At 68.2% G+C, this 19,991-nt stretch carries 19 protein-coding genes, 1 tRNA gene and 1 riboswitch; of the genes, 10 read left to right on the top strand and 10 right to left on the bottom strand.

Annotated features, from left to right (window positions below; all coding sequences use genetic code 11):
* Positions 1 to 3: 3 nt before the first annotated feature.
* Complete coding sequence (gene urtB / locus LHP98_RS09185; protein WP_227252235.1) at positions 4 to 1,956, bottom strand: urea ABC transporter permease subunit UrtB; 1,953 nt, start codon at positions 1,954 to 1,956, stop codon at positions 4 to 6.
* 84 nt (positions 1,957 to 2,040) lie between these two features.
* Complete coding sequence (gene urtA / locus LHP98_RS09180; RefSeq protein WP_413687704.1) at positions 2,041 to 3,309, bottom strand: urea ABC transporter substrate-binding protein; 1,269 nt, start codon at positions 3,307 to 3,309, stop codon at positions 2,041 to 2,043.
* A gap of 534 nt (positions 3,310 to 3,843) precedes the next feature.
* On the opposite strand from urtA, the gene LHP98_RS09175 reads away from it, so the two are divergent.
* Positions 3,844 to 3,917, top strand: a tRNA-Gly gene (locus LHP98_RS09175).
* A 65-nt stretch (positions 3,918 to 3,982) separates the two neighbouring features.
* Here the strand turns inward: LHP98_RS09175 and LHP98_RS09170 are convergent.
* From LHP98_RS09170 to fabA, 3 genes are read right to left on the bottom strand one after another with little or no spacing between them, the layout of a single operon-like run.
* Positions 3,983 to 4,771 carry an enoyl-ACP reductase gene (locus LHP98_RS09170; RefSeq protein WP_227252233.1) on the bottom strand — a complete coding sequence of 263 codons (789 nt, stop codon included), beginning with the start codon at positions 4,769 to 4,771 and terminating at the stop codon, positions 3,983 to 3,985.
* A 10-nt stretch (positions 4,772 to 4,781) separates the two neighbouring features.
* A complete protein-coding gene (fabB, locus tag LHP98_RS09165; protein ID WP_227252232.1) occupies positions 4,782 to 6,008 on the bottom strand; it encodes a beta-ketoacyl-ACP synthase I in 1,227 nt (408 codons plus the stop codon).
* A 24-nt stretch (positions 6,009 to 6,032) separates the two neighbouring features.
* The gene (gene fabA / locus LHP98_RS09160) at positions 6,033 to 6,542 is read right to left on the bottom strand and encodes a bifunctional 3-hydroxydecanoyl-ACP dehydratase/trans-2-decenoyl-ACP isomerase (RefSeq protein ID WP_227252231.1); all 510 of its coding nucleotides are present in this window, start codon (positions 6,540 to 6,542) and stop codon (positions 6,033 to 6,035) included.
* Positions 6,543 to 6,696: 154 nt separating this feature from the next.
* On the opposite strand from fabA, the gene irrA reads away from it, so the two are divergent.
* A complete protein-coding gene (irrA, locus tag LHP98_RS09155) occupies positions 6,697 to 7,113 on the top strand; it encodes an iron response transcriptional regulator IrrA (RefSeq protein WP_227252230.1) in 417 nt (138 codons plus the stop codon).
* A gap of 300 nt (positions 7,114 to 7,413) precedes the next feature.
* Here the strand turns inward: irrA and LHP98_RS09150 are convergent, their stop codons facing one another.
* The 4 genes from LHP98_RS09150 to miaB all read right to left on the bottom strand — a co-directional run bounded on the left by LHP98_RS09150 (position 7,414) and on the right by miaB (position 11,041).
* Entirely contained in the window at positions 7,414 to 8,421 is a 1,008-nt protein-coding gene (locus LHP98_RS09150; RefSeq protein WP_227252229.1) for a PhoH family protein, read from the bottom strand.
* A 166-nt stretch (positions 8,422 to 8,587) separates the two neighbouring features.
* Positions 8,588 to 8,968, bottom strand: a complete 381-nt coding sequence (locus LHP98_RS09145; RefSeq protein ID WP_227252228.1) for a hypothetical protein — start codon at positions 8,966 to 8,968, stop codon at positions 8,588 to 8,590.
* Positions 8,969 to 8,973: 5 nt separating this feature from the next.
* The gene (locus tag LHP98_RS09140; RefSeq protein ID WP_227252227.1) at positions 8,974 to 9,537 is read right to left on the bottom strand and encodes an OmpA family protein; all 564 of its coding nucleotides are present in this window, start codon (positions 9,535 to 9,537) and stop codon (positions 8,974 to 8,976) included.
* Between the two features lie 190 nt (positions 9,538 to 9,727).
* Complete coding sequence (gene miaB / locus LHP98_RS09135; RefSeq protein ID WP_227252226.1) at positions 9,728 to 11,041, bottom strand: tRNA (N6-isopentenyl adenosine(37)-C2)-methylthiotransferase MiaB; 1,314 nt, start codon at positions 11,039 to 11,041, stop codon at positions 9,728 to 9,730.
* Between the two features lie 119 nt (positions 11,042 to 11,160).
* Here miaB and LHP98_RS09130 point away from each other — a divergent pair, with 119 nt between their 5' ends.
* The 7 genes from LHP98_RS09130 (at position 11,161) to LHP98_RS09100 (ending at position 17,479) form a co-directional block, all read left to right on the top strand.
* Positions 11,161 to 12,033, top strand: coding sequence for a glycosyltransferase family 2 protein (locus tag LHP98_RS09130; RefSeq protein WP_227252225.1), 873 nt, complete (start codon positions 11,161 to 11,163; stop codon positions 12,031 to 12,033).
* A 267-nt stretch (positions 12,034 to 12,300) separates the two neighbouring features.
* A complete protein-coding gene (gene ybeY, locus LHP98_RS09125) occupies positions 12,301 to 12,804 on the top strand; it encodes an rRNA maturation RNase YbeY (protein ID WP_227252224.1) in 504 nt (167 codons plus the stop codon).
* Between the two features lie 40 nt (positions 12,805 to 12,844).
* Complete coding sequence (locus LHP98_RS09120) at positions 12,845 to 13,744, top strand: transporter associated domain-containing protein (protein ID WP_227252223.1); 900 nt, start codon at positions 12,845 to 12,847, stop codon at positions 13,742 to 13,744.
* A 5-nt stretch (positions 13,745 to 13,749) separates the two neighbouring features.
* On the top strand, positions 13,750 to 15,234 hold the full coding sequence (gene lnt, locus LHP98_RS09115; protein ID WP_227252222.1) for an apolipoprotein N-acyltransferase: 1,485 nt from the start codon (positions 13,750 to 13,752) through the stop codon (positions 15,232 to 15,234).
* 35 nt (positions 15,235 to 15,269) lie between these two features.
* Positions 15,270 to 15,317, top strand: a riboswitch (SAM-SAH riboswitch).
* 6 nt (positions 15,318 to 15,323) lie between these two features.
* Positions 15,324 to 16,490: a methionine adenosyltransferase gene (gene metK / locus LHP98_RS09110; protein ID WP_227252221.1), complete on the top strand. Its 1,167-nt coding sequence runs from the start codon at positions 15,324 to 15,326 to the stop codon at positions 16,488 to 16,490.
* 231 nt (positions 16,491 to 16,721) lie between these two features.
* Positions 16,722 to 17,084, top strand: a complete 363-nt coding sequence (locus LHP98_RS09105; protein WP_227252220.1) for a YigZ family protein — start codon at positions 16,722 to 16,724, stop codon at positions 17,082 to 17,084.
* Between the two features lie 35 nt (positions 17,085 to 17,119).
* On the top strand, positions 17,120 to 17,479 hold the full coding sequence (locus LHP98_RS09100) for a diacylglycerol kinase (protein WP_227252219.1): 360 nt from the start codon (positions 17,120 to 17,122) through the stop codon (positions 17,477 to 17,479).
* A gap of 335 nt (positions 17,480 to 17,814) precedes the next feature.
* On the opposite strand, the gene rimO is transcribed toward LHP98_RS09100, so the two are convergent.
* Positions 17,815 to 19,188 carry a 30S ribosomal protein S12 methylthiotransferase RimO gene (gene rimO, locus LHP98_RS09095; protein ID WP_227252218.1) on the bottom strand — a complete coding sequence of 458 codons (1,374 nt, stop codon included), beginning with the start codon at positions 19,186 to 19,188 and terminating at the stop codon, positions 17,815 to 17,817.
* 88 nt (positions 19,189 to 19,276) lie between these two features.
* On the opposite strand from rimO, the gene LHP98_RS09090 reads away from it, so the two are divergent.
* Positions 19,277 to 19,651 carry a hypothetical protein gene (locus LHP98_RS09090; protein ID WP_227252217.1) on the top strand — a complete coding sequence of 125 codons (375 nt, stop codon included), beginning with the start codon at positions 19,277 to 19,279 and terminating at the stop codon, positions 19,649 to 19,651.
* Positions 19,652 to 19,991 lie beyond the last annotated feature (340 nt).

Here is a 19,991-nt window from a genome sequence, read left to right as displayed (position 1 = left end):
CCGTCAGTCTCCTGCCGCGCGGCCCCTGAGGGCAATGATGCCCCGCGGGCGAACCTGGATGAAGAGGATGATGAAGAGGATCATGTAGGTCTGCGCGGCCAGCGTGTTCGAGGGGTTCAGGAACTCGATCACCTTCTGCAGCGCGCCGATCATGCTGGCGCCCGCAAGCGTGCCCCAGATCGAGCCGACGCCGCCGACCACCACGGTCATGAAGCTTTGCACGATGTAGTCGGAGCCGAGGTCCGAGGTGACCTTGGCGAACAGGCCGATGGCGACGCCCGCGATGCCGGCGATGCCCGAGCCGATGCCGAAGGTCAGCATGTTGATGCGGTCGGGGTTGATGCCCATCGAGGCGGCCATCGCCGGATTCTGGGTGACGGCCCGGACTTCCAGGCCCAGCCGGGTGCGGCGCATGAGCCAGATGAAGAAGCCCAGGAACAGGACCGCCAGTCCGAAGATCGCGACGCGGATGGTGCTGATCGAGACGACATCGTTGACGCTCAGCGCGCCGTCCAGCCAGGCGGGGGCGGTCAGCGGGCGGGCCTGGGTGCCGAAGATGTTCTTCAACACCTGCTGGATGGCGATCGAGATGCCGAAGGTGGCCAGCAGGGTCTCGAGCGGGCGCTTGTAGAGGTGGCGGATCACCAGCCGCTCCATCGCCACGCCGGCCGCGAAGGTGACGGCAAAGGCCAGCGGCAAAGCGATCAGGATCGACAGGGTCAGGTCCGGCACGAAGAGTTGCACCACATAGCCGGTGTAGGCGCCCAGGGTGATGAACTCGCCATGCGCCATGTTGATGACGCCCATGACGCCGAAGGTGATCGCCAGTCCGATCGCGGCAAGGAAGTAGATCGAGGCGAGCGAGAGCGCGTCGAGGCCCAGGTCGGCGGCCTGCATGGCCCCGACCTTCAGCCCGATGCGGTCAAGTGCTGCTGCGGCGGCGGCGGTGACGGCGGCGTCGGGCTCGCTGTAGACGTCGTAGAAGCGGTGGGCGGCCAGCGCGGCGGCGACCTCGTCGGCGGTGGCGGCCGGGGGCACGGTTCCGCTGGCCTCAAGCGCCGAATAGGCGCGGTCACGGGCGTCCTGGTCGGCGAGTTCGGCCAGCGGGATGCCGCCCGTGCGTCCCGCCACGATGTGGGCGGCCAGGGCTGCCCTCTGGTCCTCAAGACTCAGACGTTCGGGGGCAAGACCGGCGGCGGTCAGCAGGTCGTAGGCCTCGGTCCGGGTCAGGTCGCGGCCGAGGCGCAACTCGCGGGCGATGTTGGCGCCTGCGGGGGCGGCGGTGGCGGCCAGCCGTCGCGTGGCAACCAGCGGCGAGAGGGCGGCGCGGACATCCAGCCCAAGATCGCTGCCGAAGCCGTCGATCGCGGCGATGCGGGCCGCATGGTCGGGATCGAATTGCAGGGTCAGCAGGCGTTCAAGGCGGATCTTGCGGGCCTTCAGCGCCGGGTCCGGCTCGCCGTCGATGGCGGCCCGCAACGGGGCCAGGCTTTCTGCGGTCGGGTCCTTGGCAATGCTGTCCAGCGCCGCGGTTCGGGTGGCAGGATCAGGGTCCGAGAGGGTGAACTGCACCAGCGCGGTGGAAATCAGGCCGCGCACCCCGGCGTTGGGCTTCAACTCGGCGATGTCGGCTTTCGCGGCGGTGCCGGCGGGGGTGCCGTCCAGGGCGGTCAGGGCGAAGCCGGCCGGGTCCGGGGTCAGCAGGAAGAAGGCGCCGTCGGATTTGCGCTGGCCCAGGTGCTTGGCCTCCCAGGCCTGAAGGAAGGCGGCGGTCATCGGATCACCGCTGGCGGCGAGCGCGTCGATCACCGGGCCAATGGTCTGGCGCGAGGGCTTTGCGATGGCTTCGGCATGTCTCGCGACGACCGCGGCCAGCGGTTCGGACCCCGATTGCGACCGCGCCGGAAGCGTCAGCCCGAGAACAAGCGTCAGCGCAAGGCACAGCGCGCGCAGCATGTGTATCTCCGCACAAGGTGGCGACGGGGCGGGAGCGAATTTTCGTCGAAAATTCGGGCTCCCCGCCCCGACAGGGTTCGCGCCTCAGTAGTTCGAGGTCAGCTGCACGCAGGTCTTCGACTGCGTGTTGTACATGCCGCACCTGAGGTCTTTCCAGTCGGCCTCCAACACTGCGGAGTCCGGCAGGAAGTCGGTCCAGGCGTCGCCCGGAACGGGCTCGGTCTGGCTGATGATGTCGAATTGCCCGTCGGCGCGGATCTCGCCGATCAGCACTGGCTTGGTCAGGTGGTGGTTCGCCAGCATCTCGGCCACCCCACCGGTGAGATTGGGGAAAGTCTGCCCGACCATGGCGTCGATCACCGGGTCAACGTCGGTGGTTCCCGCCGCCGTCACCGCCTGCACCCACATGTTGAAGCCGATGTAATGCGCCTCCATCGGGTCGTTGGTCACCCGCTTGTCATCCTTGATGAAGGCCTTCCAGGCGGCAATGAACTCGGCGTTGGCCGGGGTTTCGGCGGACTGGAAGTAGTTCCAGGCCGCCAGGTGGCCGACCAGGTTCGAGGTGTCGAGGCCCGAAAGCTCTTCTTCGCCGACCGAGAAGGCGATGACCGGCAGCTTGTCGGCGGTCACGCCCGCCGCCGCCAGTTCCTTGTAGAAACCGATGTTGGCATCGCCGTTGACGGTGGAGATCACGCCCACCTTCTTGCCGTCGGCGCCCAGGGCCACCACGTCGGCGACGATCTTCGACCAGTCGCTGTGCCCGAAGGGGGTGTAGTTGACGAAGATGTCTTCGGCGGCGATGCCCTTCGACTTCAGGTAGGCCTCAAGGATGTTGTTGGTGGTGCGCGGATAGACATAATCGGTGCCGAGCAGGGCGAATTTCTCGATGCCCAATTCGTTCAGGTAGTAGTCCACCGCCGGAATCGCCTGCTGGTTCGGCGCGGCGCCGGTGTAGAACACGTTCTTCGACGATTCCTCGCCCTCATACTGCACCGGGTAGAACAACAGGCCGTTCAGTTCCTCGATCACCGGCAGCACCGATTTGCGGCTGACGCTTGTCCAGCAGCCGAACATGCAGGCGACCTTCTGCACCGTCAGCAACTCGCGCGCCTTTTCGGCGAACAGCGGCCAGTCCGAGGCCGGGTCCACCACCACGGGCTCAAGCATCTTGCCCAGCACGCCGCCCTTGGCGTTCTGCGCCTCGATCAGCATCAGCATGGTGTCCTTGAGCGTGGTCTCGGAAATCGCCATCGTCCCCGAGAGCGAATGCAGGATGCCAATCTTGATCGTCTCGCCCTGGGCAAAGGCCAGGCGCGGCGCGGCAAGGGCGGCTGCCCCGGATGCCAGAAGCATACGTCGTGTCAGTTTCATCGCTTTCCCCCATTTCAGGGTCGCCGGTGGCGTTCCAGACCGGGCCTGAGGGCCTGATCCTGACCTGGCGACAGTTGTTGCACCGCATGCGGTGGCGACGGTTTCCCGTCTGGTGTCCCCGCACATTCCGTCTTTCGGGGCATGATCGGCCGACCCCGATCGCAAGCAGGCTTGCTGCCGCCGAGACCGGCAAGGCAAAGTCACATCCGTGGCCTATGAATGACCGGCCGCCGGTCCGGTCCGCTGAAAACCTGTGCGCTCACGCGTGCTGCAGCGCAGAAATACAGCGGAGTCCGGCTTGGACCGCCCGGGGTCCGGCAGCCTCCGGCTGGTGCCTGTCGAACCCGCCGTCCGGACCGTCCACCCGCAACTGCGCGAAGGTCTCGGCCCGCTGGTGCTACCCATCGGAGCAGGTGTTCGGGCCGGTCGCCTGCTTCGGTCATCTTGCGGCGCGCAAGCAGTTCGGATAACCACGACCTGCCGTGAACAGCCAGACGTGCTTCACGGCAGCGAGCGGCGGGTATGGTGTAGTGGTAGCGCCTCAGCCTTCCAAGCTGATGGGGCGGGTTCGATTCCCGCTACCCGCTCCAGAATCCCTGATTTGCGGCAAGAATCCTCCGCGCCCTGCGCGCCGGCTTCGGTTCGGTCTTGCCCGCTACAGGTTCTCGGCCTGCGGAAAGCCCAGGATGTGATAGCCGCCGTCGACATGCACCACCTCGCCGGTGGTGAAGGCGCCGCCGTCCGAACACAGCCAGACCGCCGTGCCGCCGATCGCCTCAAGCGTGGCGTTCGACCGCAAGGGCGCGTTTTCCTCGGTGTGGCGGTAGGTCGCCCGCGCCCCGCCGATGGCGCTGCCGGCCAGGGTCTTCATCGGCCCCGGGCTGATTGCGTTGACGCGAATCTTCTGCGGCCCCAGGTCGTTCGCCAGATAGCGCGTTGCGCTTTCCAGCGCCGCCTTGGCCACGCCCATCACATTGTAGTTCGGCGTCACCCGGTTCGAACCCTGGAAGGTCAGCGTCACCAGGCAGCCGCCGTCCGGCATCAGCGCCTGCGCCCGGCGTGCCACGTCGATGAAGCTGAAGCACGATATGTTCAGGGAATTCAGGAAATTGCCCTTGCTGGTGTTGATGAATCGCCCGGTCAATTCGGCCTTGTCGGAAAACGCGATGGCGTGGATGACGAAGTCCAGCTTGCCCCAGCGGTCGGCCAGCACCGCAAAACAGGCGTCCAGCGAGGCCTCATCGGTCACGTCCACATCGACCAGGAGGTCCGACCCGACCGAAGCCGCCAGCGGCTGCACGCGGCGCCCGAACGCCTCGCCCTGGTAGGCGAAGGCCAGGTCCGCCCCTTCGGCCGCCAGGGCCGAGGCGATGCCCCAGGCGATCGACCGTTCGTTGGCCACACCCATGACAAGCCCGCGCTTGCCCTTCATCAGTCCGGCCATCGCGTGCTCCTCAGCCCTGATACTTGCTCATCACGAGGGTGGCATTGGTGCCGCCAAAGCCGAAGCTGTTGGACAGGATCGAATCATGCGCCACATCCCGATAGGCGGTGGCAATCTCTTCGGGCCGCAATTCCGGGTCCAGCTGGGTGACGTTGGCCGAGGCCGAGATGAAGCCGCCCTGCAACATGATCAGCGAATAGATCGCCTCATGCACGCCGGTCGCGCCCAGCGAATGCCCGGTCAGCGACTTGGTCGAGGAAATCGGCGGCACAGCGTCGGCGCCAAAGACGTTGCGGATGGCCTTCACCTCGGTCACGTCGCCGGCCACCGTGCTGGTGCCGTGGGCGTTGATGTAGGTGATCTTGCGGCCCTGGGGCAGGGTGGACAGCGCCAGATTCATCGACCGCTCGCCGCCCTCGCCACTGGGCGCCACCATGTCGTGCCCGTCCGATGTGGCGCCGTAGCCGGTGACCTCGGCATAAATCTTCGCGCCGCGCGCAAGGGCGTGGTTCAGCTCTTCCAGCACCACCACGCCGCCGCCGCCGGCGATCACGAACCCGTCGCGGGTGGCGTCGAAGGCGCGGGACGCGGTGGTCGGCGCATCGTTGTATTTCGACGACATGGCGCCCATCGCGTCGAACAGGCACGACAGCGTCCAGTCGAGTTCCTCGCCGCCGCCGGCGAACACCACGTCCTGCTTGCCCATCTGGATCAGCTCGGTGCCGTTGCCGATGCAATGGGCGCTGGTCGAGCAGGCCGAGGTGATCGAATAGTTCACCCCCTTGATCTTGAACGGCGTGGCCAGGCAGGCCGAGGTGGTGGACGACATGCCCTTGGTCACGCCGAACGGGCCGATGCGTTTCGGCGAGCCGCTTTCGCGCACGATGTTGTGGGCCTTGAAGAACGACTTGGTCGAGGGCCCACCCGACCCCACGATGATCCCGGTGCGCTCGTTCGACACCTCGTCCGGCGCCAGCCCGCTGTCGGCCACGGCCTGCGCCATGGCGATGAAGTTGTAGGCCGCGCCATCGCCCATGAAGCGCAGGTCGCGCTTGTCGATGTGGTCTTCCAGCACGATCTGCGGCTGGCCGTGAATCTGGCTGCGGAAGCCGCGCTCGGCATAGTCGGGCGCAAAGACGATGCCGGATTTCCCGGCGCGCAGGCTGGCTTCGACCTCGGCCACGGAATTGCCGATGGGCGAGACGATGCCAAGCCCGGTGATGACGACACGACGCATGGGGCTGAACCTTTCCCTGTCCGATCAGCTCGCCGAGAGGGCGACCTTCATGTCCTTAACCAGATAGATGGTTTCGCCGTCGGCTTCCACCCGGCCATCCGCCACACCCATCGTCAGGCGGCGGGTCTGCAGCGCCTTGGTGAAGTCGACGAAGTAGGTCAGCCGCTTGCGGTCGGGCCGCACCATCCCGGTCAGCTTGACCTCGCCCACGCCCAGGGCATAGCCCCGGCCTTCCCAGCCGCGCCAGCCCAGGTTGAAACCGGTCAGCTGCCACAACCCGTCCAGGCCCAGGCAGCCCGGCATGATCGGGTTGCCGGGAAAGTGGCAGGCAAAGAACCACAGGTCGGGATGGATGTCGAACTCGGCCACCACGTGGCCCTTGCCGTGCTCGCCGCCGTCCTCCGAGATTTCGGTGATGCGGTCCATCATCAGCATCGGCGGCTCGGGCAACTGGGCATTGCCCGGCCCGAACAACTCGCCCCGCGCGCAGGCGAGCAGGTCCTCGCGTTCGAACCTCGTCGGATAGCGCCCCATCGGCCTGGCCTTCCCATCTGTTCCCTCAGGCCCCGCGTGTATCAGAGGCACGGAACCCTGGGCAAGGGCGGCGGGCGGCACCGGCGTGCGGCTTTTCAGTTGAATCCCCGGGCCCGGCGCCTATATATAAGCATCAGATTCAGGGATCTGCGCAATGATGCCAAGAGGGCAAGACCGTATCGCCGCCTGGCTGGACCGGGGCCAATTGCGGCCGACCCGTCAGCGTCTTGCCCTGGCGCAGTTGCTGGTCGGCGATGGCGAGGATCGCCACGTCACCGCGGAAAGCCTTTACGAGATGGCCGATGCCGCGGGCGAGAAGGTCAGCCTTGCCACCGTCTACAACACGCTGCGGGCCTTCTGCGACGCGGGCCTGATGAACGAGGTCGTGGTCGACGGCGCGCGCAGCTACTTCGACACCCGGATGGACGACCATCCGCATTACTTCTGGGAAGACAGCGGCACGCTGACGGATGCCCCGAAGGAAGACCTGACCATCTCGGCCCTGCCCAAGGCCCCCGAGGGCACCGAGATCGCCCGCGTCGATGTGGTGATCCGCCTGCGGCGCCGCTGAAACCGGTCGGCCGCAAGGGCGGCCGCTGGCCTCTCCTCTCGCCTCTGCGCGCAACCGGCCCGGCCGCCCGGCCCGGCCGCGACGGCTGGCCTGCGGCAGGGCTCCCCGCATCGACCTGGGATGCCTCCGGCGGGGTATTTTCACCAAGATGAAGCCGATGCCGCTTCATCTTGGCCCAAATACCCCGGGGGTTCGGGGGCAGCGCCCCCGATACCTGAGGAGGAGCGCGCCCTTGGCGCGCGACGACGAGGCAAAGGTCGTGCGGCGCGCAAGCGCGCCGCTCCGCCGGATCACCGCCGGTCAGGAGGCGGCTTCGTCGCTGTCCCAGGCCTCGATGATGCGCGCCACCAGGGGGTGACGCACCACATCCTTGGCGGTGAAGTAGTTGAACGACACGCCTTTCACCCCCTTGAGGATGCGCTCGGCCTCGGACAGGCCGCTGGTCACCCCGCGCGGCAGGTCGACCTGGGTGCGGTCGCCGGTGATCACCATCCGGCTGCCCTCGCCCAGGCGGGTGAGGAACATCTTCATCTGCATCGCGGTGGCATTCTGCGCCTCGTCCAGCACCACGAAGGCGTTTGACAGTGTGCGCCCCCGCATGAAGGCCAGGGGTGCGATCTCGATCCGCTTTTCCTGGATCAGCTTTTCCACCTGCTTCGACGGCAAGAAGTCGTTCAGCGCGTCGTACAGGGGCTGCATGTAGGGATCGACCTTCTCCTTCATGTCGCCCGGCAGAAAGCCCAGCCGCTCGCCCGCCTCGACCGCGGGGCGCGACAGCACGATCTTCTCGACCGCGCCCGAGATGAACATCGTCACCCCCACCGCCACCGCCAGATAGGTCTTGCCGGTGCCCGCCGGGCCGATGCCGAAGCCCAGCTCATGCGCGAACAGGTTCGCCACATAGGCCTTCTGCGCCTCGGTCCGCGGCTCGATCGGCTTCTTGCGGGTGCGCAGCTCCAGTCCCGGATTGAACAGCTCGATCTGCTCGCTGTCGCCCGAGGGCGTCACCGGCCGGCCCATCCGCAGCGCGCCGTCCACGTCGCCGGCGCCGACGCTGCGGCCTGCTTCCAGCCGGGCATAGAGGCTGCGCAGCACTGCCGCGGCCTGGTCCCGCGCGCCCTTTTCGCCCACCACCGCCAGCCGGTTGCCGCGCCGCAGGATGTGCACCCCCATCTGGTGCTCGATCTGGGCAAGGTTGCGGTCGAACTCGCCGCACAGTTCGATCAACAGCCGGTTGTCGGGAAATTCGAGGAGCGTCTCCACAATGTCCTCGGGCTTGGTCGGGGGGGTCAGCGCGCTGATGCCCAATCGGGTCTCCTTGAATGTCAAAGGGCCTTCACGGGAATGGTGCGGCCTGCCGGACGATCTGGCAAGGATTTTCATCCCCGCCACAACATCTTGCGCGCGGATGTGAAAGTGTTGCGACAGTCTTGTGCAGATCGCTGGCGTCTTCGCCCGAAACCCGGTCCGGCGCTCAGCGCTTGACGACCACGGTCTTGCGGCCTGGCCCCGAGATCTGGTCCTTCACCCCGGCCGCCTCGGTCTCGTAGGGCCGCAGCACGGTGCCGGGTGGATAGAGGTCGTTGCAGATCGGCAGGCCCGAGACCGGGTCGAAGCGCGGGCTGGAATACCCCTCCAGCCCGTCGTCGATGACCCAGTTCTGGCAGCCGTCCGGATCATAGGCGATCGCCGCCTCACCGTTTTTCAGCACGCCCTTCTGGTAGCCCTGGTCCTCGCCGGTGGCGATGACCGAACCGGCGCCGGCATAGGGCTGGCCGCCCTCCAGCGTCTCGATGCAGCCCGTCAGCGCCAGCAGCGCCGCAACACCCGTGGACAGTCTGAGAAAGCCCTGCATCTGGGTCACCACCGATAGCAGACGATTTCGACGCGGCGATTCTTCGCCATGCCGGCGGCAGATGTGTTCGATGCGACCGGCTGGCCTTCGCCAAGGCCCATCTCGCGCTCGACCGAGGCGCCGACCGACTGGGCGACCTCGGCCACTGCATGGGCGCGGCGCTTGGAAAGCCTGAGGTTGTTGCCGTCCGAGCCGCGGCTGTCGGTATGACCGTAGATCGCATAGCCGAAGGCCCCGGCGTTCAGAAAGAACTCTTGCAGCCGCTTGCGTCCCGTCGCCGTCAGCGTGGCGCTGCCGCTGGCGAACAGCGTGTCGGTGTTCTCGACCAGGCAGGTGTTCTTCTTCAGGCAGACCGGCTTGCCGGTCTTGGGGTTGCGGCGCGGCACCATGTAGCCTTCTTCGCCGCCGTCGGCCCACCAGTGCATGCAGCCGTCGTCGTCGATCCAGACGCCCCATTCGATCTGGCCCGTCACCTCGGGGGCCACCACGGTCGGGCTGGTCTCGGCGACAAGCGACGATCCCCCCGCCAGGCCGACTGCAAGTGCCGCCGCACCCAGGACCCTGCGCATTGCGCGAGACTTCCGATCCACCGCCAGAGCCCCCTTCACCGAACCGTGACCGACGGCTTAGGTTTGGCGACCGGCTTCCGCGAAGTAAAGCTGATTCGCGATCTTCGCGGCAGGGCAGGCGCAACCGTGCGGTGTCTGCCCGAACAATCCTGTGGATAACTCCTCGGCGGCTGCCGGGATGCGCTGCGGATCAGCCCGCAACCCGAATGGCGGCAAGGGAATTCGTCGAGGCCGCGGTGATGCGCGCGCGCGCCAGTTCGCCCACCCGGCCGTCCGGGTCGGTGACATGCACCGCCATCAGATGGTCGGACTTGCCCACCATCTGCCCCGGCAGCCGGCCGGGCTTTTCGTACAGCACGCCGACCTCGCGGCCGACCATGGCCTCCTGCGCGGCATGCTGCTGGGCGGTGATCAGGGCCTGCAATTCGTGCAGCCGGGCCTGCGCCAGCGCGGCCGGGACGGGCGGCTTTTCGGCGGCCGGCGTGCCCGGGCGGGCCGAATAGGCAAAGCTGAAAGCAGCGCCGAAGCGCACCTCGCGGATCAGCGCCAGGGTGGCCTGGAAATCGGCATCGGTCTCGCCCGGGAAACCGACGATGAAATCGCTGGTCAGCAGGATGTCGGGCCGGGCGGCGCGGATGCGCTCGACGAGGCGCAGATAGTCGTCTGCGGTGTGCTTGCGGTTCATCGCCCGCAGGATGCGGTCGCTGCCCGACTGCACCGGCAGGTGCAGGTAGGGCATCAGTTGCGGCACTTCGGCATGGGCGGCGATCAGGTCATCCGCCATGTCGTTCGGGTGGCTGGTGGTATAGCGCAGCCGGTCCAGCCCCGGGATGCCCGCCAGCTCGCGCAAGAGCCGGCTCAGGCCCCAGGCGCCCCCTGGGCCTGCGCCGTGGTAGGCGTTGACGTTCTGGCCCAGCAGGGTGATCTCGCGCACGCCGCGCGCCACCAGATCGCGCGCTTCCGCCAGCAGCCGCTCGACCGGGCGGCTGACCTCGGTGCCGCGGGTGTAGGGCACCACGCAAAAGGCGCAGAACTTGTCGCAGCCCTCCTGCACGGTCAGAAAGGCGGTCGGCCCGCGCAGCGCCTTGCGGGCGGGCAGGTGGTCGAACTTGTCTTCCGCCGGAAATTCGGTGTCCACCACCCGGCCGGCCCCGCGCGCCATCTCGGGCAGGCGGTGATAGGCCTGCGGCCCGACCACCAGATCGACCAGCGGCGCCCGGCGCAGGATCTCGGCCCCCTCGGCCTGCGCCACGCAACCGGCGACGCCGATCTTCAGCCCCGGCTTCCGCTGTTTGAGCGGCTTCAGCCGGCCGAGGTCGGAATATAGCTTCTCGCTGGCCTTTTCGCGGATATGGCAGGTGTTCAGCAGCACCATGTCGGCCTCTTCGGCCAGCTCGGTCAGGGTGTAGCCCTCGGCGCCCAGGGCCTCGGCCATGCGCTCGCTGTCGTAGACGTTCATCTGACAGCCATAGGTCTTGAGGTAGAGCTTCTTGGCTTCGCTCATCGGCCGGTGCCTCCTGAAGCGGCGGTCTTACACCGCGGGCGGAGTGGCGGCAACGCCGGCCCTCTTGCCTTGCGCCGCGGATTGGCCGAATCTGGCCGCGCAGCCGCCGCCGGACGCCGATGACCTACACCGACCTTGCCGACTATCTCAGCCGCCTGAAGGCCGCGCCGCCGAAGACGCCGGTCTGCCTGATCATGGCCGAGGACGAGGTCGAGCTGGCCTCGACCCTGCGCCATCACCTGTCGCTGGGATTCGGCAGCGTGCTGCTGCTGGCCCCGCCCGAGATCGCGGCACCAGAGGAATTCGCCGGGCGCATCGAGGTCATCGCGCATGACGTCTTTGCCGAATCCGCGCTGGTCGAAGCGGTGAACCGGCTGAACGTCGCGCTGCCGGCGGGGACCTGGGTCTATTACTGCTTCAACGCCGAATACCTGTTCTTCCCGTTCTGCGAGACCCGAACCATCCGCGACCTGTTGTCGTTCCACACCGAGGAACGCCGCGACGCGATGCTGACCTATGTGATCGACCTTTATGCCGGCGACCTGAACCGCCACAGCAACGCGGTTTCGCTGGAGGACGCGCATCTTGACCGCTCGGGCTATTACGCGCTGGCCCGCAAGGACCCCGAACGCGATTGGGAACCCCGCGACCGGCAGATGGATTTCCACGGCGGGCTGCGCTGGCGGTTCGAGGAACACATCCCGCCGGCGCGGCGGAAGATCGACCGCATCTCGATCTTCCGGACCAGGCCCGGGCTGCTTCTGCGGCCGGACTTCACCTTTTCCGATGAGGAATACAATACCTATGCCTGCCCCTGGCACCACAACCTGACCGCCGCGGTCGGTTCGTTCCGCACCGCCAAGGCGCTGCGCACGAACCCCGGATCGCGCTTTGACATTCCCACCTTCCGCTGGCGCAATTCGGTGCCGTTCGACTGGCACAGCCAGCAGTTGATGGACCTGGGGCTGATGGAGCCGGGGCAGTGGTTCTGACCGCGCGGTGATCCGGCGGAGCGGCGCCGGGGCGCCGCAGGTCATTTGTCTCGTCGTCGCCTTGCAGGCGTCTCCTCGGGCGCGGGGGGCGCTGCCCCCGTCTTCGCGTGCCGCGAAGACTCCCCCGGGGTATTTGGACCAAGATGAAGCCCATGCCGTTTCATCTTGGCCCAAATACCCCCGCCGGAGGCAACCGTTGGGAAGGGATTGCGGGCTTGCCTGATGGCCGTGCTTGAGAAGGGTCGTCGCAGGCGCTAGGGACGCGGGATGGAGATGCTGGTCGAGACCGTGATCGAGGATGCCCGCTGGCAGGGGATCGGGCTTGAGGCGCTGGCCGAGCGCGCGGCGCGGGCCGCATTGCAGGGGCTGGGGATCGGGGCCGAGGGATTTCAGGTTGCGCTGCTTGGCTGCGACGATGCGCGCATTGCCGTGCTGAACGCCGGTTTCCGCGGCAAGCCGCAGCCGACCAACGTTCTGTCCTGGCCGTCCGAGGACCGGGCGCCCGAAGTGATCGGCGCCGAACCCGAACCGCCCGTCGCCGGCACGCCCGACGACCCCGAACCTCTTGGCGACATCGCCATCGCCTGGGAGACCTGCGCGGGCGAAGCCGCCGCGCAGGGCAAGCCGATGGCCGACCATGCCGCTCATCTGATCGTGCATGCCGTGCTGCATCTTCTGGGTTACGACCACATTGAGGATGAGGATGCGGCCCTGATGGAAGCCCACGAAGTGCGCATACTTGCATCGCTCGGGGTTTCCGACCCATATTGAAGAGCACCCGCAGGACGGGTGTGTTCCGGAAAAAGGACAGATGGGCAGTAGCAGCGATGGGTCATCCCCGGCGCCCGAGGCGCAGGCGGGATTGACCGACGACCCGCCGGCCGAACCTTCAGGTCGCGGTTTCTTCGGGCGGCTTCTGTCCGCCTTCACCCCCAACGCAGAGTCCGAGGCCGCTAACCCCGCGGCACCGGCGCCGGTCTCCAGCCCTGGGCTCGGCGCGCTGCGCCGGATGCGGGTGGATGACGTGGCCATTCCCAAGGCCGAAATCGTGGCGGTGCCGCTGGACATCGGCAAGGATGACCTGGTCGCGGCCTTCCGCGAGCACGGCTTTTCCCGGGTCCCGGTCTACAAGGGCACGCTGGACCATCCGCAGGGCCTGGTCCTGCTCAAGGACCTCGCGTTGCAGCACGGCTTTGGCCAGACCGGCCGGTTCAGCCTGAAACGCCTGTTGCGGCCGATTCTCTATGCGCCGCCGTCGATGCCGACCGGTGTCCTGCTGCAGAAGATGCAGAAGGAACGTGTCCACATGGCGCTGGTGATCGACGAATACGGCGGGGTCGACGGGCTGGTCACCATCGAGGACCTGATCGAGACCGTGATCGGCGAGATCGAGGACGAGCACGATGAGGATGAAAGCGCGCTGTGGAAGGAGGAAACCCCGGGGGTGATCCTGGCGCAGTCCACCGCGCCGCTGGAAGAGCTGGAACAGACCCTTGGCCTGCGCCTGCGCAGCGGCGAGGACGACGACGAGATCGACACCATCGGCGGCCTGGTCTTCCTGCGCACCGGCCGGGTGCCGTCGCGCGGCGAGGTCGTGGCGCTGGAGGGCGGGGTGCAGATCGAGATCGTCGATGCCGACGCGCGGCGCATCAAGCGGCTTCGGCTGCGCCTGCCGGGCCAGGCGACGGCGGCCAGCGCGACCGAGACCTGACCGGCATGCGCCCCGGCCCGAGGACGGCGCTGCGCGATGCGGCGATCGGCGTGGCGATCGCCCTTGGGCAGGCGCCGCTGGGGCTGTGGCCGGTGGCGCTTGCGGGGCTGGGGCTGGCCTTGGGGCGGATGGCAGGGGCGGCCGGGCCGGGGGCTGCATTCCGGCGCGGCTGGATGATCGGTGCGGGGCATTTCGCCTTTGCGCTGGCCTGGATCGTGCAGCCCTTCTTCGTCGATCCGGAACGGCATGGCTGGATGGCGCCGTTCGCCCTTGTGGGCATGGCCTTCGGGCTGGGGCTGTTCTGGGGGGCGGCAGCCTGGGGCGCGCGGCGGCTGGGCGGCGGGGCGGTCGCGGTGGCTCTGGCCTGGGCGGCGGTCGAACTGGCCCGGGGCCAGGTGCTGACCGGCTTTCCCTGGGCCTTGCCGGGGCACATCTGGCTGGACACGCCGCTGATGCAGACTGCGGCGCTGATCGGCGCCAACGGGATGACCGCCGCCACGCTGCTGGCACTGGCGGCGCCGCTGGCCTGGGGCCGCAAGGGCCTTGCCGTGCCGGCGCTGGCGCTGGCCGTGGTCGCCGGCTGGAGCTGGCACCGGCTGGCGCTGCCCGAGCCGCCGGCGCCCGGCGGCAGCGTCCGCCTGGTTCAGCCGAACATCGCGCAGACCCTGAAATGGGACCCCGATGAGGCCCGTGCCAACTTCGACACGCTGCTGGCGCTGTCCGCCGCCGCGCCGGTCGAGCTGATCGTCTGGCCCGAGACCGCCGTGCCCTTCATCCTGACCGAAGGCCAGGGCGCGGCGCTGGCCATGGCCGGGGTCGCCGGGGGCACTCCCCTGGCGGCCGGCATTCAGCGCGTTGAAGGCGAGTTGGCCTGGAACAGCCTGGCGGTGATCGGCCCGGGCGGCCGCATCGGGCCGACCTATGACAAGATCCATCTGGTGCCGTTCGGCGAATACGTGCCCTTCGGCGATCTGGCCTATGACTGGTTCGGCATCCGTGCATTTGCAGCGCAGGCCGGGGCGGCCTATATGGCCGGCAGCACGCGCCGGCCGGTCGACTTCGGCCCCGGCCTGGGCCGGGCGCTGCCGGCGATCTGCTACGAGGCGATCTTCGCGCAGGAACTGGCCGCCGCCCCGCGCGGCGACTGGCTGCTGCAGATCACCAACGACGCCTGGTTCGGCACCCTGACCGGGCCCTACCAGCACTATGCCCAAGCCCGGCTGCGGGCGGTGGAACTGGGCCTGCCGCTGGTGAGGGTCGCTAACACCGGCGTCTCGGCGGTGACCGACGCCCGCGGCCGCATCGTCGCCGGTCTGGACGGCGCACCGGCGCTGTTGCCGCTGGGAGCGCGCGGCGTCTTGGACGTTGCCCTGCCCGGTGCCTTGCCGCCGCCGCCCTATGCCCGGATCGGCGACGGACCCCTGACCGCATTGTTGCTGGCCGGGCTCTTCCTTCCGGCGCTGCTGCGGCTGCGGCGCAATGGCGCTTGATTGTTGTCACGCCGCCGCGTAAGTCGGCCGCTGTCGAACCGTCACAACGGCTTCCTGGCGTGACGGGGATCATCAACGGAGCACTTCCCATGAGCCGCAAGAATTATGTCTTCACTTCCGAGTCCGTCTCGGAGGGACATCCCGACAAGCTGTGCGACCGCGTCTCGGACGCCGTCCTTGACGCCTTCCTGACGGAAGAGCCGAACGCCCGCGTCGCCTGCGAAACCTTCGCCACGACCAACCGCGTCGTGGTGGGCGGCGAAGTGGGTCTGTCCACCAAGGAAAAGACCAAGGCGATGATGGAGCGGATCGACGGCATCGTCCGCGACTGCGTCCGCGACATCGGCTACGAGCAGAAGAAGTTCCACTGGAACAAGATCAAGATCCACAACTACATCCACGAACAGTCGGCGCATATCGCCCAGGGCGTGGACCGCGACGGCGCGGGCGACCAGGGCATCATGTTCGGCTATGCCACCCGCGAGACGCCCGAATACATGCCGGCGCCGATCCAGTATTCGCATGCGATCCTGCGCCGCCTGGCCGAGGCGCGGAAGTCCGGCAAGGAACCGACCCTTGGGCCGGACGCGAAAAGCCAGCTGACGCTGCGCTATGCCGATGGCAAGCCGGTCGAGGTGACCTCGATCGTGCTGTCGACCCAGCACACGTCGAAGCGGCAGACCTCGAAGGTGATCCGCGGCATCGTGGAACCCTACATCCGCGAAGTCCTGCCCGAAGGCTGGCTGACCAGAAAGACCGAATGGCACGTCAACCCGACCGGCACCTTCGTGATCGGCGGGCCGGACGGCGACGCGGGCCTGACGGGCCGCAAGATCATCGTCGATACCTATGGCGGGGCTGCGCCGCACGGCGGCGGGGCGTTCTCGGGCAAGGACCCGACCAAGGTCGACCGCTCGGCCGCCTATGCCGCGCGCTATCTGGCCAAGAACGTGGTGGCGGCCGGGCTGGCCGACCGCTGCACGCTGCAGGTCTCCTATGCCATCGGCGTGGCCAAGCCGCTGTCGATCTATGTCGACACCCATGGCACCGGCCAGGTCGATGAGGCGGTGATCGAGCGCGCGGTGACAGAGGTCATGGACCTGACGCCCCGCGGCATCCGTACCCACCTGAACCTCAACCGCCCGATCTACGCCCGCACCGCGGCCTACGGCCACTTCGGCCGCACGCCGACCGAGGACGGCGGCTTCAGCTGGGAACGGACCGATCTGGTCGAGGCGCTGAAAAAGGCGGTCTGACCGGCTTTTCCAAAGGTTTGTGAGGAGGGCGCCCTGACGGGCGCCTTTCCTGCTTTCCCGCAGGCGGGAAAGCGCCCCCTCGGGCCGCTCCCACCCACCCACCCCGCGTCCCGAGGGGGCGCGGTGCCGTCCCGCCCCGGGGCCTTGCGTCGCCGGCCCGGCGAACTATCCTGCGGCGGACAGTCCCGGCAGGACCCCTTGGCCAAAGCTTCGCCCCCGCCCCGGCCCGACATGCTGCAGCTTGACGACGTGGTCCGCGACCGCGGCTCGCGCTATGCCGTCTGCGGCGGGCCGGTCGCGGGAAGGGCCGGGATCGACGCCTTCCTGGCCGACCTGAAGCGCGACAAGCGCTTTGCCCGCGCCACCCACAACAGCTGGGCCTGCGTGCTGACCGATGGCGGGCCGCTCAGGGCCGATGACGGCGAGACCGGCGCCGGCGCGGTGATCCTGCGCATGCTGGACCGCGAGGGCCTGCTGGACCACGTTGTCGTGGTCACCCGCTGGTATGGCGGCGTGCACCTCGGCGGCGACCGCTTCGCCCATGTGGTGACCTGTGTCCGCGCCTGGCTCGACGCGCGGCGGGCGGGCGGCTAACCTTGCCCGGTCTGGGGTGGGGGAGGACGCCGGAGATGGAATTCCTGCGGGCCGAAGTGCGCCGCTTCGCCAACACGGTGCGCTGGAGCTGGGCCGGCTGGTGCGCCGCCTGGGCCAGTGAAAAGACCTTGCGGCAATGGACGCTGGTGAATGTCGCCTCGGCCGCGCTGGCCTTCACGCTGGACCTGACCCCCGGTGAGCGCGCGCTGATCCTGGCGCTGGGGCTGGTGCTGCTGGCGGCCGAGCTGCTGAACACCGCCATCGAAGAGGTGGTCGACTACATCTCGACCGACCCCGACCCGCGCGCGAAAAAGGCCAAGGACTGTGGCAGTGCCGGTGTGGCCCTTGCCGCGCTGGCGGGCGGGGTGGCCTGGGTCGTGGTGCTGGTCGGCTGACCGGCCGCCCGGACCCCGCGGTTTTGAAACAGAGCGGCGCGAAGGCGCGCCGCACGCCTTTTCTCTCGCCTCTGCGCGCAAGCGCGCAACCGGCTCGGCCGCCCGGCCGTACCGCGACGCCTGTGCCCCGGCGCGGCGCCTGGCATCGGCCGGGGATGCCTCCGGCGGGGATATTTGAAGACGGATGAAAGCCTGTGCCGTTTCATCTGTCCTCAAATATCCCGGGGGAGTCTTCGCGGCAGCGAAGACGGGGGCAGCGCCCCCCTTCGAGGAGGAGCCTGCAAGGCGACGACGAGGCAAAGGCCGTGCGGCGCCCTTCGCGCCGCTCTGCGGGATCACGCCCGGTCGGTCAGGCGTTTGCCCCAAAGGTCGTAGTCCCCGGCCTCGTCCACCTCGACGGTCAGGATATCGCCGGGCGTCAGGTCCGCGAACCCCTCGTCCAGGAACAGGTTGCCGTCGATCTCGGGCGCGTCGGCCTTTGTCCGGCAAGTGGCGCCGTCGGCGTCCACCTCGTCGACGATCACCTCAAGGCGGGTGCCAACCTTCGCGGCCAGCTTCGCGGCTGAAATGGCTTGGGCCTTTTCCATGAACCGGGCGTAGCGGTCTTCCTTCACCTCGTCCGGCACGTGGTCGGGCAGGTCGTTCGACCGCGCGCCGCGGACGTTCTCGTAGCGGAAGGCGCCGACCCGGTCGAGTTGGGCCTCGTCCAGCCAGTCCAGCAGGGTCTGGAACTCGGCCTCGGTCTCGCCCGGGTAGCCGACGATGAAGGTCGAGCGGAGGGTGATCTCCGGGCAGTCCCGGCGCCAGGCGGCGATCTCGTCCAGGGTGCGGGCGGCGGCGGCGGGGCGGGCCATGCGACGCAGGGTGTCGGGGTGGGCGTGCTGGAACGGAATGTCCAGGTAGGGCAGGATCAGACCTTCCGCCATCAGCGGCACCAGGTCGCGGACATGGGGGTAGGGGTAGACGTAGTGCAGCCGCACCCAGGCGCCCAAGGCCCCAAGGTCGCGGGCCAGCGGCAGGATCGGGAACCTGTCGTCCCGCCCCTTCCAGTCGGTGCCGTAGGCCGAGGTGTCCTGGCTGATCACCAGCAACTCGCGGACCCCCGCCTCGACCAGCTTTTCCGCCTCGCGCAGCACCGCCTTGGTCGGCCGGCTGACCAGTCGCCCGCGCATGTCGGGGATGATGCAGAACTTGCAGGCGTGGTCGCAGCCCTCGGCAATCTTGAGATAGCTGTAGTGGCGGGGGGTCAGCGACACGCCCGTCGCGGGCAAGAGGTCGACGAACGGGTCCGGCGACGGCGGCACGGCGGCGTGGATGGCGTCCAGCACCGCCTCGTATTGCTGCGGGCCGGTCACCGCCAGCACGCGCGGATGGGTGCCGGTGATCATCTCAGGCTCGGCGCCCAGGCAGCCGGTCACGATCACCCGGCCATTCTCGCGCAAAGCCTCGCCGATGGCTTCCAGGCTTTCGGCGCGGGCGCTGTCGAGGAAGCCGCAGGTGTTCACGATCACCGCCTCGGCGCCCTGATAATCCGGGCTGATGGCGTAGCCTTCGGCGCGCAGGCGGGTCAGGATGCGCTCGCTGTCGACCAGGGCCTTGGGGCAGCCGAGAGAGACCATGCCGATCCGGGGCTGGCCGGGGCGGGCGGGCTCGGCCGCCAGGCGGGCGTGGGCCAGATCGGGGCGGAGGTCGGGCGGGTTGCGGGTCATGGGGCGGGGATATAGCCCAGATGGCCCGGCCGGGGTAGAGGGCGTGTCCCATGATGGGACAGGTCTCGGCCGTAGCAAAATCAAGGACTTGCCCAGGCGACTTTACCTTTCGTTAGGAAATGGCCACCGCGCCTGGGCCGACCGCGGCACCCTCAAGGCCGCAAAAGACTCCGTAGCACGCCCAACCTGTGCCGGTCCGGCGGCCCTTGCTGGCCGAGGTGCTGACCGCCCGCTGACCGAAGCCGAGCGCAAGCTGCTGGACGAATGCCCGCGGGGCGACGAGGTGGAGGTCGGCACCGGCACCCGGACCGAGACGGCGACCGAGGCAAACGAAGTCCGCGCCCCGCTGTTGCGGTTCCTGCTGCTGGGAGGAGACGAAACGCACCGCCCCGGCCCCCGCGGCCCGATGCTGCGCGGGGCCTTCGTCAGCGGCCGGCTCGACTTCATCCTGCGCGAGATGTAACCGGCGCTGCAGTTGTTCGATTGGTGGCTGGAACCGGCGCCGGAGGTGCCGGACAGTTCGACCCATGGCCTTGGGCCATTGGGCTGCGGTGTTCCGGGGGTGGAAGCCAACCGGATGCGCAGGGTCGGTCCGGTTGGCCTTAGCCACGGGGTGCCCAGGCGAAGGTACGGTGTCCCTGACAGGGGCCTGGATCGGCGCAGATCCGGTCTGTCCTGATGGTCGGTCTGATGGCGTGATTGACCCAGATCAGTCGGACTCTTGCGTTGTCACCAGGCAAGACTCTCGCCAGGCGGACAAGGTGGAAATGTCGCAACCGTTTCCACGACGTGCGGAGCCAGCC

The organism is Rhodobacter sp. Har01 (genome assembly GCF_020564565.1).
Taxonomy (GTDB): Bacteria; Pseudomonadota; Alphaproteobacteria; order Rhodobacterales; family Rhodobacteraceae; genus Pseudogemmobacter.
Note: the sequence above shows the minus strand (reverse complement) of the source record. Positions and strands in the feature narration are given on the sequence as shown.

Coding starts and splice junctions, on each gene's coding strand:
- irrA (WP_227252230.1), top strand. CDS start 6,697: ATGATGCCAAGAGGGCAAGACCGTATCGCCGCCTGGCTGGACCGGGGC.
- LHP98_RS09130 (WP_227252225.1), top strand. CDS start 11,161: ATGACCTACACCGACCTTGCCGACTATCTCAGCCGCCTGAAGGCCGCG.
- LHP98_RS09120 (WP_227252223.1), top strand. CDS start 12,845: ATGGGCAGTAGCAGCGATGGGTCATCCCCGGCGCCCGAGGCGCAGGCG.
- urtB (WP_227252235.1), bottom strand. CDS start 1,956: ATGCTGCGCGCGCTGTGCCTTGCGCTGACGCTTGTTCTCGGGCTGACG.
- fabB (WP_227252232.1), bottom strand. CDS start 6,008: ATGCGTCGTGTCGTCATCACCGGGCTTGGCATCGTCTCGCCCATCGGC.
- LHP98_RS09105 (WP_227252220.1), top strand. CDS start 16,722: ATGCTGCAGCTTGACGACGTGGTCCGCGACCGCGGCTCGCGCTATGCC.
- LHP98_RS09145 (WP_227252228.1), bottom strand. CDS start 8,968: ATGCAGGGCTTTCTCAGACTGTCCACGGGTGTTGCGGCGCTGCTGGCG.
- ybeY (WP_227252224.1), top strand. CDS start 12,301: ATGGAGATGCTGGTCGAGACCGTGATCGAGGATGCCCGCTGGCAGGGG.
- miaB (WP_227252226.1), bottom strand. CDS start 11,041: ATGAGCGAAGCCAAGAAGCTCTACCTCAAGACCTATGGCTGTCAGATG.
- lnt (WP_227252222.1), top strand. CDS start 13,750: ATGCGCCCCGGCCCGAGGACGGCGCTGCGCGATGCGGCGATCGGCGTG.
- metK (WP_227252221.1), top strand. CDS start 15,324: ATGAGCCGCAAGAATTATGTCTTCACTTCCGAGTCCGTCTCGGAGGGA.
- rimO (WP_227252218.1), bottom strand. CDS start 19,188: ATGACCCGCAACCCGCCCGACCTCCGCCCCGATCTGGCCCACGCCCGC.
- LHP98_RS09170 (WP_227252233.1), bottom strand. CDS start 4,771: ATGGCCGGACTGATGAAGGGCAAGCGCGGGCTTGTCATGGGTGTGGCC.
- LHP98_RS09100 (WP_227252219.1), top strand. CDS start 17,120: ATGGAATTCCTGCGGGCCGAAGTGCGCCGCTTCGCCAACACGGTGCGC.
- LHP98_RS09140 (WP_227252227.1), bottom strand. CDS start 9,537: ATGCGCAGGGTCCTGGGTGCGGCGGCACTTGCAGTCGGCCTGGCGGGG.
- fabA (WP_227252231.1), bottom strand. CDS start 6,542: ATGGGGCGCTATCCGACGAGGTTCGAACGCGAGGACCTGCTCGCCTGC.
- urtA (WP_413687704.1), bottom strand. CDS start 3,309: ATGCTTCTGGCATCCGGGGCAGCCGCCCTTGCCGCGCCGCGCCTGGCC.